Source organism: Desulfosalsimonas sp., assembly GCF_055149105.1.
The window spans coordinates 1-14,652 of record NZ_JBSRLA010000010.1 but is presented as its reverse complement, the minus strand read 5'-3'; the positions used below and the strand labels follow the sequence as shown (position 1 = coordinate 14,652).

The window sequence follows — 14,652 nt, the reverse complement described above, 5'->3', positions numbered from 1 at the left end:
TTACAGGTTTGCATGGTTTTGCGAATCAAAGACCTTTTGGCCGCCCACGATCGTATATCTGGCACGGCCCTTGAAGTGCCAACCATCAAACGGGGTATTGCGGGCTTTGGAATAACCGTCTGCCGCATGGTAGGTGTACCGGGCGGAAAGATCAATGAGGGTGATGTCAGCCGGCAGGCCCGGGACCAGACCGCAGGTTTTTTTGATAATCCGGGCAGGGTTTTTGGACATGGCCGAAATCAGCTGCCCCAGGCTCAGATGACCGGCGTCCACCAGCCGCAGTCCCAGGCTAAGGGCGGTTTCCAGCCCTATGATCCCGTTTGCCGCCTGATCGAACTCCAGCTCTTTGTCCAGCACCCCGTGGGGCGCATGATCGGTTGCCACCGCATCAATGGTGCCGTCGGCCAGGCCGGCGATCACCGCCTGCCGGTCGGCTTCCGTGCGCAGGGGGGGATTCATCTTGGCATGGGTGTCATAGGCGTTTACCGCCTCGTGGGTCAAAGTAAAATAATGGGGCGCGGTTTCGGCTGTCACAGGGACACCTGCGGCCTTTGCCGCACGGATGGCATCAACCGACTGTCGGGTGCTCACATGGGCGATATGCACAGGAGTGCCGGTGAGCTCGCTTAATGCAATGTCGCGCATGACCATAATGCTTTCCGCTGCATTGGGAATGCCGGCCAGTCCCAGCCGGGTGCTCACGACCCCTTCGTTCATGGCCCCCCCGGCCAGGGCCATCTCCTCACAGTGGGAAATCACACAGATCCCGATTCCCCGGGCGTATTCCAGGGCCCGGCGCATGAGCTGAGCATCGGAAACCGGCTGACCGTCATCAGACACGCCCACAGCCCCTGCAGCTTTCAGATCCCCGAATTCAGCCAGCTGCCGGCCTTCAAGACCCACGCTCACAGCGCCCACCGGATAGACCCTTGCATACCCCAGACGTCCGGCCTCCTGGATGATAAAGCGTGTGACGGATTCCGAGTCATTGACCGGAGAGGTGTTGGGCATGCAGCAAACAGCCGTAAATCCCCCGGCTGCGGCCGCCCGGGTGCCGGTTTCAATGGTTTCCTTGTATTCCTGGCCCGGCTGGCGCAGATGCACGTGCATGTCCACAAGCCCCGGCACCAACAGCAGATCCCGGGCGTCGATAACTTCGGCGTCGGCCGGAAAATCCGCTTCATTGCCCTGTCCTGCCGGCTGCACCCTGGCAATCCGGCCGTCTTGCACGAGAATATCGGCCGGGCCGTCAAATTCTTCCGGATCAAGGACCCGGCCGCCTTTAATCCACATTTGCATCCCGCACACCTCCTGCCAGCAGATAAAAAAGAGCCATGCGCAGGGCCACACCATTGGTCACCTGATCCAGAATCACGGAATGCGGCCCGTCTGCCGCTTCCGGGGCGATTTCAACGCCCCGGTTAATGGGTCCGGGATGCAAAATCAGCGCATCGGACTTGATCCGGCGCAGGCGGGCGGCATTCAGTCCGTAGCTGGCGGCATATTCCCGTTCCGTGGGAAACAAAAAGCGCCGTTGGCGCTCTTTTTGAATCCGGAGCAGAATAATCACATCCGCATCTGAAACCGCGGCATCCATGTCCGGTGCCACATGTGCGCCGAGCTGCTCAATGCCCGCGGGCATCATGGTGGGCGGTCCGGCAACACTTACCGTGGCTCCCATCTTGGTAAACCCGGCGATATTGGACCGGGCCACCCGGCTGTGAGCGATATCCCCGATAATGGAAACCTTTAACCCATCTATGCGGCCCTTGTTTTCCTTTACGGTCATCATGTCCAGCAGCGCCTGGGTGGGATGGGCGTGCATGCCGTCTCCGGCATTGATTACGGAAATATCGAGATTGCGTGCCAGCAGATGCGGGGCGCCGGCCGATGAATGACGCACCACCAGAATATCTGGCTTCATGGCCTGCAGATTTTTGGCCGTGTCAATCAGGGTTTCTCCCTTTACAATGCTGCTGGAAGCCGCGGCAATGGCAATGCTGTCTGCCGAAAGCCGCTTGGCGGCGATATCAAAGGAAACCCGGGTCCGGGTGCTGGGTTCGAGAAACAGCAAAACAATGGTCTGGCCGCGGAGGGTGGGCACTTTCTTGATGGGCCGTTCTGAAATCTCCTTTAAACCAAAGGCGGTTTCAAAGATGAATTCAATTTCATCCACTGAAAGCGACTCAATGTCGAGCACGTCCTTTTTTGTCCACTGCATGGGCAGGCTTCCTGATTAGTGCAGCACTTTGCCGATCCGGCCCCACCGGACCCCGAAGTTGTCCTTATCCCAGGACCAGTAAATGATAAAGGCCTCTCCCTTGATGGCCGAGTCTTTTACAAAGCCCCAAAAACGGCTGTCATAACTGTCGTCCCGGTTGTCCCCCAACACAAAATAAGCGTCTTCCGGCACAATGACCGGGCCGAAGTTGTCCCTGGTATTGACCGTGCCCGGCAGCACCCGTTTTTTCGTATGCTTGACCGTGTACTGGTCAACAAGCCGGCCATTGACATACACCTTTTTATCCCGGATTTCAACAACATCTCCGGGCAGGGCCACCACCCGCTTGATAAAGTCCTTTTCCGGCTCCACCGGATATTCAAACACCATAATATCCCCGCGTTCCGGACGGCTCACCGGTATCATCTTGGTATTGGTGACCGGCAGACGGATGCCGTAGATAAACTTGTTGACCAGGATGTGATCGCCCACCTGCAAAGTGGGTTCCATGGATCCTGAAGGGATCTTGAATGCCTGGACCACAAACGCCCGGATAAAAAGCGCCAGCAAAACGGCGATGGCAATGGCTTCAAGATTTTCCCGCAGCCGGCTTTTGGTGTTGGCACCGGCCTCATCCGGGATTTGCTGGGATTCTGATGTTTTTTTCAATTTTTAACAATATCGTTGATGAGTTTCCTGAAAAAAGCCGGATCAACCTTGCAGAAGCCGTCATTTTCGGGGGTCAGTTGTTTTTTGCAAGCCCCCGGGCATGCTCCAGCTTGCCGGTGATGTTGTTTTGTATCCATTGCGCGTCCCACCATTCCATGGGATCCACAAACACGTCATGGACAAACATTCCGTAATGCAGGTGATCCCCCCCGGCCAGACCGGTGGCCCCGGTGGCGCCGATAATATCGTTTTTTTCCACCATCCGGCCCTCTGACACGCTGCTGCGGCTCAAATGGGCATACACGGAAAACAGGCCAAACCCATGGTCGATGATCACAACGTTGCCATAGATGCCGGCCCTGCCCACAAACGCCACCTTGCCCGCATTTGCCGCAGGCACCGGCGCCTGGCTCACAGAGGCCAGGTCAATGCCCATGTGGATCTGCTCATCGATTTTTTCCCCGTTGTAAACATAGGTGCGGTGATCGGCAAAACTGGCTTTTCTTGCGGCATTGGGAAGCCTGGAAAAGCCCCCCTGCCAGTGCATCTGCCCGCCCGGAGACCGGCCCGGGGCAAGGATGGTGCGGTTGTTTTTTTTGCGCAGTTCGCGGTTGACAAACAAGAATTGTTCCAGGGCGCCGGCATCGGCCGGAAAACCGTCTTCGTTTTGAAACTCCGGCAGAATCCGGGACAGAAAACGGTCGGAAACCGGCAGGGTTTCAGCGTCAAAGCCTTTGTTGCGGATATGGTAATAAAACCCGCCCCGGCCTGAATTGCCCGCCGGATCAACAGCCTGCACATGCAGCTTCGTGTCGCTGTCCTGATCATGGGCCAGGGCAAAAAAGCAAACAGCCATGTCCGGATCGTCAAAATATCCCTTGTGGCCCGGAAAGAAATGATCTCCGACAACAACCCCGTGCTCGGGACAATCCTCGGACATCCGGTAGACAGCCAGACCAGAGCCGCCGGGCCGGATATTGTGCTGCCGGCTGATGACCTCCACCCGCGGCGGTTGGGTGTCAATGGTGATTTCTTTTTCCAGGTAAGCCTGGTTGCCGGAAAACCAGCCGCGCCAGGAATAATCCCAGGCAGCGATGCGCAGCAGGGCCTTTCCGTCCTTGAGATCCAGTTTTCCGGCATTTAAATCCACCTCAAAACGCCTCTGCCTGGGCGGTCCCTGCTGGGTGCCGGCAAAGTCGGATTCCTCTTTGAGCACGGTTTCCCTGTCGTTTTGGATCACGGCAATCCAGAGCTTGCGGATTCCCGACTTTTCATCGGTGATTGTGCCGGAAACCGCGGCATCGGCGCCAACAAACGAATCGGACATGTCGAGTTCAATCTCCGGCGCCCTGCCCTCGAATTTAACCATCAGCAGCCAGATCGCAGATACGGCCACCATTATTATCAAAACAGCCGCCAGGCTGTATTTCAGACTTTTGCCACGTTCCTTGCGTTTTTTAAAACCCATGTATATTGATCCCTGAAATTTGATTGGATGCCGGTAAACGAAAGCTATTTTTAACAGCTCACCGACCAGGAGGCAAGGCCTTATTTTCGAATCTTGACTTTTACCGGCACGCGGGGTAACAGGAGGCATGGATTTTGCCGGCGCCCGGAGCCGGCCAATGATGCAAGCGGCTGGCGTGCAAAGGCCATGACCCGGCAAATCAACCAAAAGGATCGATTTTTCAATGACAGAAGTTCAGATCAAAAACTTTTCCGCGGGCAGCGGCCGGCCTTTCGTTCTGGTGGCCGGACCCTGCGTAATTGAAGATTACACAGGCGTCATGCAGGTCGCCCGCACTTTAAAAGAGATCACCAACGGACTTGACATACCGTTTATATTCAAGGCGTCCTATGACAAGGCCAACCGGACATCCATTGATTCATACCGGGGCCCGGGCATCAAGCAGGGCCTGGAAATCCTCTCCGAAATTGGCCGGGAGCTGGATGTGGCCGTGATGTCCGATATTCACAGCCCCTCTGAGGCCGAACTGGCTGCCGAAGTGCTCGACGTTTTGCAGATTCCGGCTTTTTTGTGCCGCCAGACCGACCTGATCGTGGCTGCCGCCCGGACAAACAGACCCTTAAATATCAAAAAGGGACAGTTTCTGGCGCCCTGGGACATGGATCATGTTGCAAAAAAAGCCAGATCCGCCGGAAACTCGCGGATACTTCTCACCGAAAGGGGCGCATCTTTTGGATACAACAACCTGGTTGCCGATTTTCGAAGCATTCCCATCATGCAGGCACTTGGATGCCCTGTAATCTTTGACGCCACCCACAGCGTTCAACTGCCCGGCGGTGCCGGGGGCGCATCCGCCGGCCAGCGCCAGTTTGCGCCCATACTGGCAAAGGCGGCCATTGCCGCCGGGGCAGACGGCCTGTTTGTGGAAGTCCATCCGGAACCGGACAAAGCATTGTCAGACGGCCCCAACTCCATTCGCCTGGATGAACTCGAGCCTCTGCTCAAACAGCTCAAAGCCATCAACAATGCATTGATCAAACCGGAGAGAACCCCCTCACATGATTGAAGAAAAACTCAAGCAAATCCGGGTGCTGCTGCTCGATGTCGACGGAGTGCTCACCAGCGGCCGGATTCTCTATTTTGCAGGCGGCGATGAGGCAAAAACCTTTGATGTTAAAGACGGCCTGGGCATCCGCATGGTCCGGGAGGGCGGTATCCGGGTGGGTCTTATCTCCGGGCGAAAATCCGCGGCTGTAGACCGCAGGGCTGCGGAACTCGGCATTGACTATTGCCATACAGGCGTCAAGGACAAGCTGGCGCTTCTGGCGTCAATTCTTTCGCAGGCCGGATGCAGCCCGGCCCAGACCGCTTTTGTGGGAGACGACCTCGTGGACCTGGCCATCATGGAGCGGGTGGGTCTGGCCGTGGCCGTGGCAGATGCCCATGAAATCGTCCGGCAGCACGCAGACATGGTCACGACCAGGCCCGGCGGTTACGGCGCTGTTCGGGAGGTTTGCGAACGCATTCTTTCGGCAAAGGGTTTGTGGGAATCCATCATTTCCCGCTGGCTCAACCGGACCTAAATCCCGAAGGAACCTTGAACCTTGAACCTTGAACTTTGAACCTTGAACCTTGAACCTTGAACATTTTAATGAAACACCGGACCCGATACAAACAGGCTGGATTGCTGGCCATCGTTGTAATCGCCGTGCTGCTGGCAACGGTGTTTGTGCGGTTCCGCATGCAGACCGGCCACGAGGAGCAGACCGAAAAGGAAAACACCTCGGAAGCGTCCCTGACCATAAACGGGTTTGAGCATACTGCCACACAGGACGGAAAAACCGAATGGGTGCTGAACGCAGCCACTGCTGAAATCTATTCGGATCAGAACAGGGCCGTGCTCACAGATATTGAAATGACCGCGTTCGGCTCAGACGGTACCGAGGTCAAACTTTTTGCAGATACCGGCGAACTTGACACCAAAACCCGGGACATGACGGTGGAAAAATCGGTTGTGGTCCGTTATCCCGGATATGAGCTCAGGACCGAAAGCTTGCATTATGACCATGAGTTACATATATTGTATACAGACCAGAAAGTGGTTATTCACGGAGAAAATATGCGGATTTCCGGTGACTCGGCAAGAGTTGAACTCCAAAAAGACCAAGTCACCCTTAAAGGTAACGTCAACTCATGGATGGATCCCGTTGAATAAAGACAAGGCACGCAAAAACAGTCCGGTTCCGGCCGGAATCTTGGCCATTGCCGCGATTATGATAACCCTGCTGACAGCCTGGCCCTGCCTGGCGCAAAACCCCGGGCTGTTTCAGCCAGATGAAGGCCGCATTCACATCACCTCGGACAAGATGGTGATCAAGAGCAATGAAAACAGCGCCGAATTTATCGGCAATGCCCACGCAGTCCAGGGAAAAACCGAAATCAAATCCGACCGGCTCAAAATTTTCTATAAGGCCGAACAAGGCGCTCAGCCCGGTCAGTCCGGCATGAGTGAAAGCAGTATCCGGCGCATGGAAGCTGAAGGCAGCGTGGTTATCCATACCGAGGAGCAAACCGCCACAAGCCGGAAAGCCGTATATACCGCAGATGACGGCCTGCTGACCCTGACAGGCGAGCGCGTGGAAATCAAAAACAACGGCAACACCATTGTCGGCAGAAAGGTCACCCTGCAGCGGGAAACCGGAGAAATCGTGGTCAGCTCAGATGCGGGCAAGCGCGTGGAAGCTGTTTTTGAATCCGAATCCGGCGCGGACAATCAGGACAAAACAGAAACCAGCAAAGCCCGGAAGCCATGACCCGAACCCTGAATTTGAAAAACCTGGTAAAGACCTATCATGGCCGAAAAGTGGTCAATCAGGTTGACCTGAACCTGACCGGAGGCGAGGTGGTGGGCCTTCTGGGGCCCAACGGGGCGGGCAAAACCACCACTTTTTACATGACCGTGGGTCTGATCCGGCCTGACGGCGGCCATGTGTTTCTCGATGATGCAGACATCAGCGAGGATCCCATGCACGTTCGGGCCCGCAAGGGGGTGGGGTATCTGCCCCAGGAACCGTCGGTATTCAAAAAGCTCAACGTGCGCGACAACCTGCTGGCGATTCTCGAAACCCTGCCGATATCCAGAGCTGAGCAGGACCAGAAAGCCGATGCACTGCTCGACGAGCTTGGCATCAAACGGCTGTCCGGACAAAAAGCCGGAGTGCTTTCCGGCGGAGAGCGCCGCCGGCTGGAAATCAGCCGGGCGCTGGCAACGGATCCGGCCTTTATTCTGCTTGACGAGCCCTTTGCCGGCATTGATCCGTTGGCGGTCATCGATATTCAAAACATTATTTTACACCTGAGCCGGCGGGGTATCGGAATCCTGATTTCAGACCACAACGTTCGGGAAACCCTGGGCGTGTGTGATAAGGCCTATATTTTAAACAACGGCGAGGTAATCGAGTCGGGCGGCCCGGAAAAGATCGCCCAAAGCCCTGTTGCCCGAGAAATCTACCTGGGAGAAAAGTTCAGACTCTGATATGGCAATCGAACTCCAACAGAACTTAAAACTCCAGCAGCATCTTGTTATGACCCCGCAGCTGCAGATGGCCATCAAGCTTCTGCAGTTGTCGCGCCTGGAACTCGTGGAAATGGTTCAGCAGGAACTGGAAAGCAATCCCACCCTGGAAGAATCCGAGACCGTGGAAACGCCCGAGGAAACTCCGGCTGAAACGGCTGAAGCCGCTGATGCCAGGGAAATCACAATGGAGGATTCCTTTGACGAGCGGCTTGACTGGCAGCAGTACATGGACGAATACAGCTCCACGGGGCGGGTTCATTATGAGTCCGAAGATAAGGAGGCGCCCAATTATGAGGCCTTTACCGCCAGCCGGACAAACCTTTACGATCATTTGCGCTGGCAGCTGCTCATGACCCGGCCCACGGCCGAGCAGGAAGCCATCGGAAGCCTGATCATCGGCAACCTGAACAAATACGGCTACCTTGACGTCCCCCTGGAAGAAGTCGCCCAAATGGCCGAAACCGATGTTTCACAGGTCAAAGACGTGCTTTACGTGATGCAGACCTTTGATCCGCCGGGCATCTGCGCCAGGGACTTAAGCGAGTGCCTGCTGATTCAGGCCCGGCAGTTCGGCATTGAAGATCCGTTTGTCGAGACACTGCTGCGCGATCACCTCAAGAACCTGGAAAACAAACGCTATCAGGTCATTGCCCGGGAGCTGAAATGCAGCATGGAAACCCTGTCTGCTGCCATCGAGGTTATCCGCCAGCTCGATCCCAGGCCCGGATTCCGCTACGGCGACGAGGAGCAGATCTACATCACGCCGGACGTCTATGTCTACAGGGAAGGCGATGACTATATCGTTATGCTAAACGACGACGAAATCCCGCAGCTGCACATCAATTCCTACTATCGCCAGGCCGTGCGCAAAGGAGAACCCATTGCCAAAGACACGCGCACTTATCTGCGCGACCGGCTCAGGTCTGCCGAGTGGCTCATCAAAAGCATTCAGCAGCGGCGGCGGACCATTTACAACGTCATGGTCAGCATCGTCAAATTCCAGCGCGATTTTTTCGACCAGGGCATCGCCCATTTAAAACCCATGGTGCTGCGGGACGTGGCAGAAGACATTAACATGCATGAATCCACTATCAGCCGTGTGACCACCAACAAGTACGCCCACACCCCGCACGGCATCTTCGAACTCAAATTCTTTTTCAACAGCTCCATTAACCGGGCTGACGGCAACACCATTGCCTCGGCCAGCGTACAGGAGGAAATGAGAAGGATTATTGCCGGAGAAAACCCCAAAAAGCCCTATAGCGACAAAAAAATCGCCGACATGCTCGAGGCGGCATCCGGCATCCGCATCGCCCGTCGGACCGTTGCCAAGTACAGGGAAATCATGGGGGTTCTTCCATCAAGCAAGCGTAAACAACCCTAATCAAGGAGGCAGGTACCCATGCAAACATCCGTGACATTCAAAAACCTTGATCCCTCCGATCACCTGAAATCTTATGTATCCAGCAAACTCGACCGCATGGACAAGCTCCTGGACAATCCGGCGGAAGCACAGGTGGTGCTCTCCGTGGAAAAAATCCGTCATATCGCAGAAATCCGGGTGACCGGCGACCGGCTCAATATCGTGTGCCGGGAAAAATCCAATGATATGTATTCCTCCATTGACCTGGCCCTGGACAAGCTTGAAAAACAGATCAAAAAACAAAAAGCCAAAATCAAAAACCATCGCCAGGGCGGCCGGGGTGAGGACCGAAGCCCGGAGCCGGCGGCAATGCCAAGCGGGGACGAGTCCCCCGAAGAAGCCCCGGGTGCCAACGTCATTGTCCAGAACCTTGAATACAAACCCATGGACGTGGAAGAAGCCATCATGCAGATGGATCTGATTTCGGATAATTTTCTGGTGTTCAGAAACGCCCGGACCAACCAGATCAATGTGCTTTATCGACGCAATGACGGGGATCTCGGACTGATTCAGCCCCTGGGATAACACCGAAGCACCGGTGCCGGCCGGCAACTGGCCGGCACCGCGCAAACAGGGTGCAATGTTATGAAAATACTTGATTATATTACCGCGGACACGATCCTGACCAACCTGCAGGCAACGGATAAAAAAGGGGTTATCGACGAGCTTACAGAGCCGGTGGCCGCCCTGACCGGCCTGGAGCAGCGCAATATCGTCCGGGTGCTTATCGAACGCGAACGGCTGGGCAGCACGGGCATCGGCGACGGCATTGCCATTCCCCATGGCAAAATCAACGGAATTGAATCCCTGGTGCTCGGATTCGGGCTGAGCCGAAACGGGGTCAATTTTGATGCCCTGGACGGCAAGCCCGCTTATATATTTTTTCTGTTGTTGAGCGCGGACGATTCCACGGGGCTGCATCTGCGGGTGCTGGCCCGGATTTCAAAACTGCTCAGGGATAAGGATTTCAAGGAAAAACTGATGCGGGTACACAAAGCCCAACAAGTCATGGACGTGCTTTCGGAAGTGGATGAGGATTTCTGATGCATCGGCATAAAATTGTCATTATCACGGGCTTGTCCGGATCGGGCAAAAGCGTGGCCCTGGCCGCACTTGAAGATGCGGGCTTTTACTGCGTTGACAACATGCCGGTCAAGCTGCTGCCCAAGTTCATGGAGCTTCCCCTGCAATCGGAATCCGAGATCGCGGGGCTCGGATTTGTCATGGATTTACGGGAAAAGGGGTTTCTCCGTTCCTTTCCGGAGATTTTCCATGATCTGCGCCAGCGCGGATACAACATTGACGTGTTTTTCCTGGAAGCTGAAGAAAACGTTATCCTGCGGCGATACAGCCAGACCCGGCGGCATCATCCCCTGTCCCAGGACCGGGGCCTGCAGGAAAGCATCCGGGCGGAAATCGGACAGATGGATCACATTCGCCAGATGGCCGACCGTGTCATCGACACCACGGATTATACACTCCACGATCTGAAATCCGTCATCTTCAACCTGGTGGAAACCATCATCGATTCAAAGCCCATGCGCACACAGGTGCTTTCATTCGGCTTCAAACACGGCATTCCCCAGGACGCGGACATGGTCATGGATGTGCGGTTTATGGCCAATCCCTTTTTTGTTCCCGAACTCAAGGATCTCGACGGCCGCAACCGGCCCGTGCGTGAATTTGTACAGACAAACAGCATTACCCGGGCGTTTACTGAAAAATTTCATGATTTGGTTGACTTTTTGCTCCCGCTCTACGAAAAGGAAGGCAAAGCCTATCTCACCATTGCAGTGGGCTGTACCGGAGGGCAGCACCGATCCGTGGTTATTGCCGAGGCGCTTTATGCGCACATCAACAAACCAGGCAGGCCCGTGATGCTCACACACCGGGATGTGGATCTCAAAACCTGAGCCAAGGACGTTTTATGATCGGAATTGTTATTGTCACTCACGGACAGCTCGGCGAGGCGCTCATTGAAACCGCATCCATGATTTTCGATGAACGGCCCCGGGCTGTAACCGCGGTTTCTATAGACCTGTCACAGGATGTCAACAAACTCAGAAGCAGGATTGACAAGGCTGTGCAGTATGTGGACGAAAACGAAGGAGTGATTATCCTTACGGACATGTTTGGGGGCACTCCCTCAAATCTGAGTTACTCGTTTCTGGAGGAAGGCCGCATTGAGGTGATTTCCGGGGTGAACCTGCCGGTTCTGATCAAGGCGGCCAACGCCCGCAACCGGGAATCAAAGCTCGATGTACTGGCCAAAACCATCGAGGCTTACGGCAAAAAAAGCATTTCCCTTGCCAGCGATATTTTAAAAGGCAACAAGCGGGAATAAAAACAAACTTCATTTATTGTGAATACCACATTTATAAGGAGGAAGGAAAATGGCGATCAAACTCGGCATCAACGGAATGGGCAGAATCGGCAGACTGGTTTTCAGGGCCGCCCTGAACCGGTCCGACATCGAGGTAACAGCAGTCAACGATATCATGGACACCAAAAGCCTTGCCCACCTCTTGATTTATGACTCGGTACACCCGCGCCTGGATGCGGAGATCATTGCCCGGGACAACGCCATTTCGGTCAACGGCAAAACCATCCGGGTTTTTGCGGAAAAAGATCCGGCCAATATCGGCTGGAAAGAAGCCGGCGTGGACATCGTGGCCGAATGCACCGGCCTTTTCCGGGACAGGGACAGCGCAGCCAAGCACCTGAGCGCGGGGGCGAAAAAGGTCATTATTTCCGCACCCGGCAAGGACCCGGACATGACTTTTGTTATGGGCGTCAATGAAACCGACTATGACAGCGCAAACCATCATATTGTCTCCAACGCCTCGTGCACCACCAACTGCCTGGCGCCCGTGGCCAAGGTGCTGGATGAAAAATTCGGCATCCAAAGCGGCCTGATGACCACCGTCCATTCCTACACCGGCGACCAGCGGCTGCTGGACGCCCCGCACAAGGATCTGCGCCGGGCGCGTGCGGCTGCCATGTCCATGATTCCCACCACCACGGGCGCGGCCAAGGCCGTGGGCCTGGTGCTGCCCCAGCTAAACGGCAAGCTAAACGGCATGGCCATCCGGGTGCCCACGCCCAATGTCTCACTTGTGGATTTTGTGGCCACCCTCAAGCAGCCGGCAACTGCGGAAACCGTGAACGCGGCCTTGAAAGAAGCCGCCGAAGGCCCGCTGGCCGGCATTCTGGGATTTAGCGAACTGCCGCTGGTTTCCGAGGATTTCAACGGCAACAGACTTTCATCTGTAGTGGATGCGGAAAACACCTATGTAATTGACAACATGGTCAAGGTCCTTTCCTGGTATGACAATGAAACCGGCTATTCCACCCGCCTGGTGGACCTGGCTGAAATGATGGGAAAACAGCTTTAATTCCGGAGGTGGCCATGACAACACGCAGACCCATGATCGCCGGCAACTGGAAGATGTACAAAACCTGCCCGGAAGCAGAAGACACGGCCCGGGCACTTTTGGGACAACTCACCGGAGACGAGCAGGCAGAGATCATGATCGCCCCGCCGGCAACCGCCCTGGTGCCGATCAGCCGCATCATCGGAGACACGCCGGTGCAGCTCGGCGCCCAGAACCTGTTCTGGGAAAACCAAGGGGCCTACACAGGAGAAGTCTCCGCCCCGATGCTGGTTTCAGCCGGCTGCCGGTATGTGATCATCGGCCATTCTGAACGCCGCCAGTACTTTGGGGAAACCGACGAGGGCGTGAACAAAAAAATCAAGGCTGCCGTGGCCGCCGGACTGGTGCCGGTTATCTGCATCGGCGAAAGCGAAACCGAGCGGGATGGCGGAAAAACGTTTTCCGTGCTTGACAAACAGATGGAAAACGGGTTAGAAGGACTGTCTGAAGATCAGTTCAGCCAGGCTGTCATGGCCTATGAACCGGTCTGGGCCATTGGCACCGGAAGAAGCGCCACCCCGGAGCAGGCACAGGAAGTCCACGCGCATGTGCGGCAATTTCTGGAAAAACGCTTTGGGGCGCATATTGCAGGGGCCGCCCGGATTTTATACGGCGGCAGCGTCAAACCGGCAAACACTGCCGAATTGATGGACCTGCCCGACATTGACGGGGCACTGGTGGGCGGCGCAAGCCTGAAGCCGGAAACATTTGCTGAAATTATACATTATAAGCGTTAAATCCAATGCATGTATTGATTATTATTATTCATCTGTTTGTCTGCTTTTCCTTGATCGGCATTGTTCTGCTGCAAACCGGCAAGGGAGCCAGCATGGGCGCCATGTTCGGGGGAGCCGGCAACCAGACTTTGTTTGGCAACACCGGGGCTTCCACGTTTCTGGGCAAGATTACCACCGTGGCGGCTGTAGTGTTTATGGTCACGTCCCTGTCTCTGGCCTATATCTCCAAAAGCGGGGACAAGTCCGTGGTTGAGGAATTTCAGCCGCCGGCTGCGGAACAAAGTCTGCCCGCAGACCAGGTGCCCGCTGCACCGGGCGGCGAGCAAGCAGCACCGGATGAGCAGGCGCCCGCAGCGCCGTCAGCAGAGGACAACCCGCAATAAGCTCGGTTTACATCCAGTTTGTGCCGAAGTGGTGGAATTTGGTAGACACGCTATCTTGAGGGGGTAGTGGGCTACGCCCGTGCCGGTTCAAATCCGGCCTTCGGCACCATAATTTATCAATAATTAGAGGGGCTTACCTTAAACAGGTAGCCCCTCTTTTGTTGGCCGGATGTTGGCCGCGTGCCCAGAGTCGAGATTGTGGGCGCGCCCCCCTTCCCTTCCATAAGCAACATCCTGATTTTATAAAGTTTAACCTAATATTTTTCATCCGGCCTCGTGTTGCCTTAAAACATCGAGTCGGTACCCGAATTCGAACCGGGGACTCCAACTGAAATAATTGATAAATTAAAGCAAGGGAACACCAGATGAACCCCAAGGGATACAACAATGCCAAAAGAAAAACTGTGCAGCCTCACAAAAAAGAGATTCATCCGGGAAATGCCGGGATGAATTAAAAAACGGAAGAGCATGGATTCGAATCCCACCCTCTCCGCCACATATCCTTTTGAAATTATTAAATAAAATCATATCATATGTAATTCCGGGAAAAGCTAAAATAACTATTTGGTATTGCGCCAAATTTAAACAATGGATTTGTGCAAACAATTTGCAAACACGCACGCAAACGAATATAGAAGCCCGTCAAATGGTTATCTTCAGTCTTTAACAGGTAAAACAAACTGAAATCATTTATAAAATTAAGCAGTCGAACCAGAAACATTCGCCAGCGTGGGGCGAAT

The 14,652-nt window shown here is 55.0% G+C and carries 17 protein-coding genes and 1 tRNA gene; 14 read left to right on the top strand and 4 right to left on the bottom strand.

The window, feature by feature from the left end; translation table 11 throughout:
- From ACTCIA_RS03785 to ACTCIA_RS03770, 4 genes are all read right to left on the bottom strand, one after another.
- Window positions 1-1,299 carry a dihydroorotase gene (locus ACTCIA_RS03785; protein WP_463000471.1) on the bottom strand — a complete coding sequence of 433 codons (1,299 nt, stop codon included), beginning with the start codon at window positions 1,297-1,299 and terminating at the stop codon, window positions 1-3.
- Window positions 1,283-2,221, bottom strand: a complete 939-nt coding sequence (locus ACTCIA_RS03780) for an aspartate carbamoyltransferase catalytic subunit (RefSeq protein WP_463000470.1) — start codon at window positions 2,219-2,221, stop codon at window positions 1,283-1,285. Before ACTCIA_RS03780 ends, ACTCIA_RS03785 begins: the two co-directional genes overlap by 17 nt.
- Before the next feature lie 15 nt (window positions 2,222-2,236).
- On the bottom strand, window positions 2,237-2,890 hold the full coding sequence (gene lepB, locus ACTCIA_RS03775; protein WP_463000469.1) for a signal peptidase I: 654 nt from the start codon (window positions 2,888-2,890) through the stop codon (window positions 2,237-2,239).
- Window positions 2,891-2,963: 73 nt separating this feature from the next.
- Window positions 2,964-4,358: a M23 family metallopeptidase gene (locus ACTCIA_RS03770; RefSeq protein ID WP_463000468.1), complete on the bottom strand. Its 1,395-nt coding sequence runs from the start codon at window positions 4,356-4,358 to the stop codon at window positions 2,964-2,966.
- Window positions 4,359-4,581: 223 nt separating this feature from the next.
- Here ACTCIA_RS03770 and kdsA point away from each other — a divergent pair, with 223 nt between their 5' ends.
- The 14 genes from kdsA to ACTCIA_RS03700 all read left to right on the top strand — a co-directional run bounded on the left by kdsA (window position 4,582) and on the right by ACTCIA_RS03700 (window position 14,021).
- Window positions 4,582-5,424 (top strand): 3-deoxy-8-phosphooctulonate synthase, encoded by an 843-nt coding sequence (kdsA, locus tag ACTCIA_RS03765; protein ID WP_463000467.1) that lies wholly within the window; start codon window positions 4,582-4,584, stop codon window positions 5,422-5,424.
- Entirely contained in the window at window positions 5,417-5,941 is a 525-nt protein-coding gene (locus ACTCIA_RS03760; RefSeq protein WP_463000466.1) for a KdsC family phosphatase, read from the top strand. The genes kdsA and ACTCIA_RS03760 overlap by 8 nt, the downstream gene beginning before the upstream one ends.
- 68 nt (window positions 5,942-6,009) lie before the next feature.
- A complete protein-coding gene (gene lptC / locus ACTCIA_RS03755) occupies window positions 6,010-6,573 on the top strand; it encodes an LPS export ABC transporter periplasmic protein LptC (RefSeq protein ID WP_463000465.1) in 564 nt (187 codons plus the stop codon).
- Window positions 6,566-7,171, top strand: a complete 606-nt coding sequence (locus tag ACTCIA_RS03750) for an LptA/OstA family protein (protein ID WP_463000464.1) — start codon at window positions 6,566-6,568, stop codon at window positions 7,169-7,171. The genes lptC and ACTCIA_RS03750 overlap by 8 nt, the downstream gene beginning before the upstream one ends.
- Window positions 7,168-7,893, top strand: a complete 726-nt coding sequence (lptB, locus tag ACTCIA_RS03745) for an LPS export ABC transporter ATP-binding protein (RefSeq protein WP_463000463.1) — start codon at window positions 7,168-7,170, stop codon at window positions 7,891-7,893. Before ACTCIA_RS03750 ends, lptB begins: the two co-directional genes overlap by 4 nt.
- A gap of 1 nt (window position 7,894) precedes the next feature.
- Window positions 7,895-9,319 (top strand): RNA polymerase factor sigma-54, encoded by a 1,425-nt coding sequence (gene rpoN / locus ACTCIA_RS03740; protein ID WP_463000462.1) that lies wholly within the window; start codon window positions 7,895-7,897, stop codon window positions 9,317-9,319.
- Window positions 9,320-9,337: 18 nt separating this feature from the next.
- On the top strand, window positions 9,338-9,883 hold the full coding sequence (hpf, locus tag ACTCIA_RS03735; protein WP_410268548.1) for a ribosome hibernation-promoting factor, HPF/YfiA family: 546 nt from the start codon (window positions 9,338-9,340) through the stop codon (window positions 9,881-9,883).
- A 60-nt stretch (window positions 9,884-9,943) separates the two neighbouring features.
- Window positions 9,944-10,402, top strand: a complete 459-nt coding sequence (locus tag ACTCIA_RS03730; RefSeq protein ID WP_463000461.1) for a PTS sugar transporter subunit IIA — start codon at window positions 9,944-9,946, stop codon at window positions 10,400-10,402.
- On the top strand, window positions 10,402-11,271 hold the full coding sequence (gene rapZ / locus ACTCIA_RS03725) for an RNase adapter RapZ (protein ID WP_463000460.1): 870 nt from the start codon (window positions 10,402-10,404) through the stop codon (window positions 11,269-11,271). The genes ACTCIA_RS03730 and rapZ overlap by 1 nt, the downstream gene beginning before the upstream one ends.
- Window positions 11,272-11,285: 14 nt before the next feature.
- Window positions 11,286-11,702, top strand: a complete 417-nt coding sequence (locus ACTCIA_RS03720) for a PTS sugar transporter subunit IIA (RefSeq protein WP_463000459.1) — start codon at window positions 11,286-11,288, stop codon at window positions 11,700-11,702.
- A gap of 49 nt (window positions 11,703-11,751) precedes the next feature.
- A complete protein-coding gene (gap, locus tag ACTCIA_RS03715) occupies window positions 11,752-12,753 on the top strand; it encodes a type I glyceraldehyde-3-phosphate dehydrogenase (protein WP_463000458.1) in 1,002 nt (333 codons plus the stop codon).
- Between the two features lie 14 nt (window positions 12,754-12,767).
- The gene (tpiA, locus tag ACTCIA_RS03710) at window positions 12,768-13,529 is read left to right on the top strand and encodes a triose-phosphate isomerase (RefSeq protein ID WP_463000457.1); all 762 of its coding nucleotides are present in this window, start codon (window positions 12,768-12,770) and stop codon (window positions 13,527-13,529) included.
- 5 nt (window positions 13,530-13,534) lie between these two features.
- Entirely contained in the window at window positions 13,535-13,912 is a 378-nt protein-coding gene (secG, locus tag ACTCIA_RS03705; RefSeq protein ID WP_463000456.1) for a preprotein translocase subunit SecG, read from the top strand.
- 22 nt (window positions 13,913-13,934) lie between these two features.
- A tRNA-Leu gene (locus ACTCIA_RS03700) sits at window positions 13,935-14,021 on the top strand.
- The last annotated feature ends 631 nt before the right edge of the window (window positions 14,022-14,652 follow it).

Bases quoted from the DNA above. Each gene is read 5' to 3' on its own strand.
- hpf (WP_410268548.1), top strand. From the start codon at position 9,338: ATGCAAACATCCGTGACATTCAAAAACCTTGATCCCTCCGATCACCTG.
- ACTCIA_RS03720 (WP_463000459.1), top strand. From the start codon at position 11,286: ATGATCGGAATTGTTATTGTCACTCACGGACAGCTCGGCGAGGCGCTC.
- lptC (WP_463000465.1), top strand. From the start codon at position 6,010: ATGAAACACCGGACCCGATACAAACAGGCTGGATTGCTGGCCATCGTT.
- lptB (WP_463000463.1), top strand. From the start codon at position 7,168: ATGACCCGAACCCTGAATTTGAAAAACCTGGTAAAGACCTATCATGGC.
- rapZ (WP_463000460.1), top strand. From the start codon at position 10,402: ATGCATCGGCATAAAATTGTCATTATCACGGGCTTGTCCGGATCGGGC.
- tpiA (WP_463000457.1), top strand. From the start codon at position 12,768: ATGACAACACGCAGACCCATGATCGCCGGCAACTGGAAGATGTACAAA.
- ACTCIA_RS03785 (WP_463000471.1), bottom strand. From the start codon at position 1,299: ATGCAAATGTGGATTAAAGGCGGCCGGGTCCTTGATCCGGAAGAATTT.
- ACTCIA_RS03770 (WP_463000468.1), bottom strand. From the start codon at position 4,358: ATGGGTTTTAAAAAACGCAAGGAACGTGGCAAAAGTCTGAAATACAGC.
- secG (WP_463000456.1), top strand. From the start codon at position 13,535: ATGCATGTATTGATTATTATTATTCATCTGTTTGTCTGCTTTTCCTTG.
- ACTCIA_RS03760 (WP_463000466.1), top strand. From the start codon at position 5,417: ATGATTGAAGAAAAACTCAAGCAAATCCGGGTGCTGCTGCTCGATGTC.
- rpoN (WP_463000462.1), top strand. From the start codon at position 7,895: ATGGCAATCGAACTCCAACAGAACTTAAAACTCCAGCAGCATCTTGTT.
- ACTCIA_RS03780 (WP_463000470.1), bottom strand. From the start codon at position 2,221: ATGCAGTGGACAAAAAAGGACGTGCTCGACATTGAGTCGCTTTCAGTG.
- ACTCIA_RS03730 (WP_463000461.1), top strand. From the start codon at position 9,944: ATGAAAATACTTGATTATATTACCGCGGACACGATCCTGACCAACCTG.
- kdsA (WP_463000467.1), top strand. From the start codon at position 4,582: ATGACAGAAGTTCAGATCAAAAACTTTTCCGCGGGCAGCGGCCGGCCT.
- gap (WP_463000458.1), top strand. From the start codon at position 11,752: ATGGCGATCAAACTCGGCATCAACGGAATGGGCAGAATCGGCAGACTG.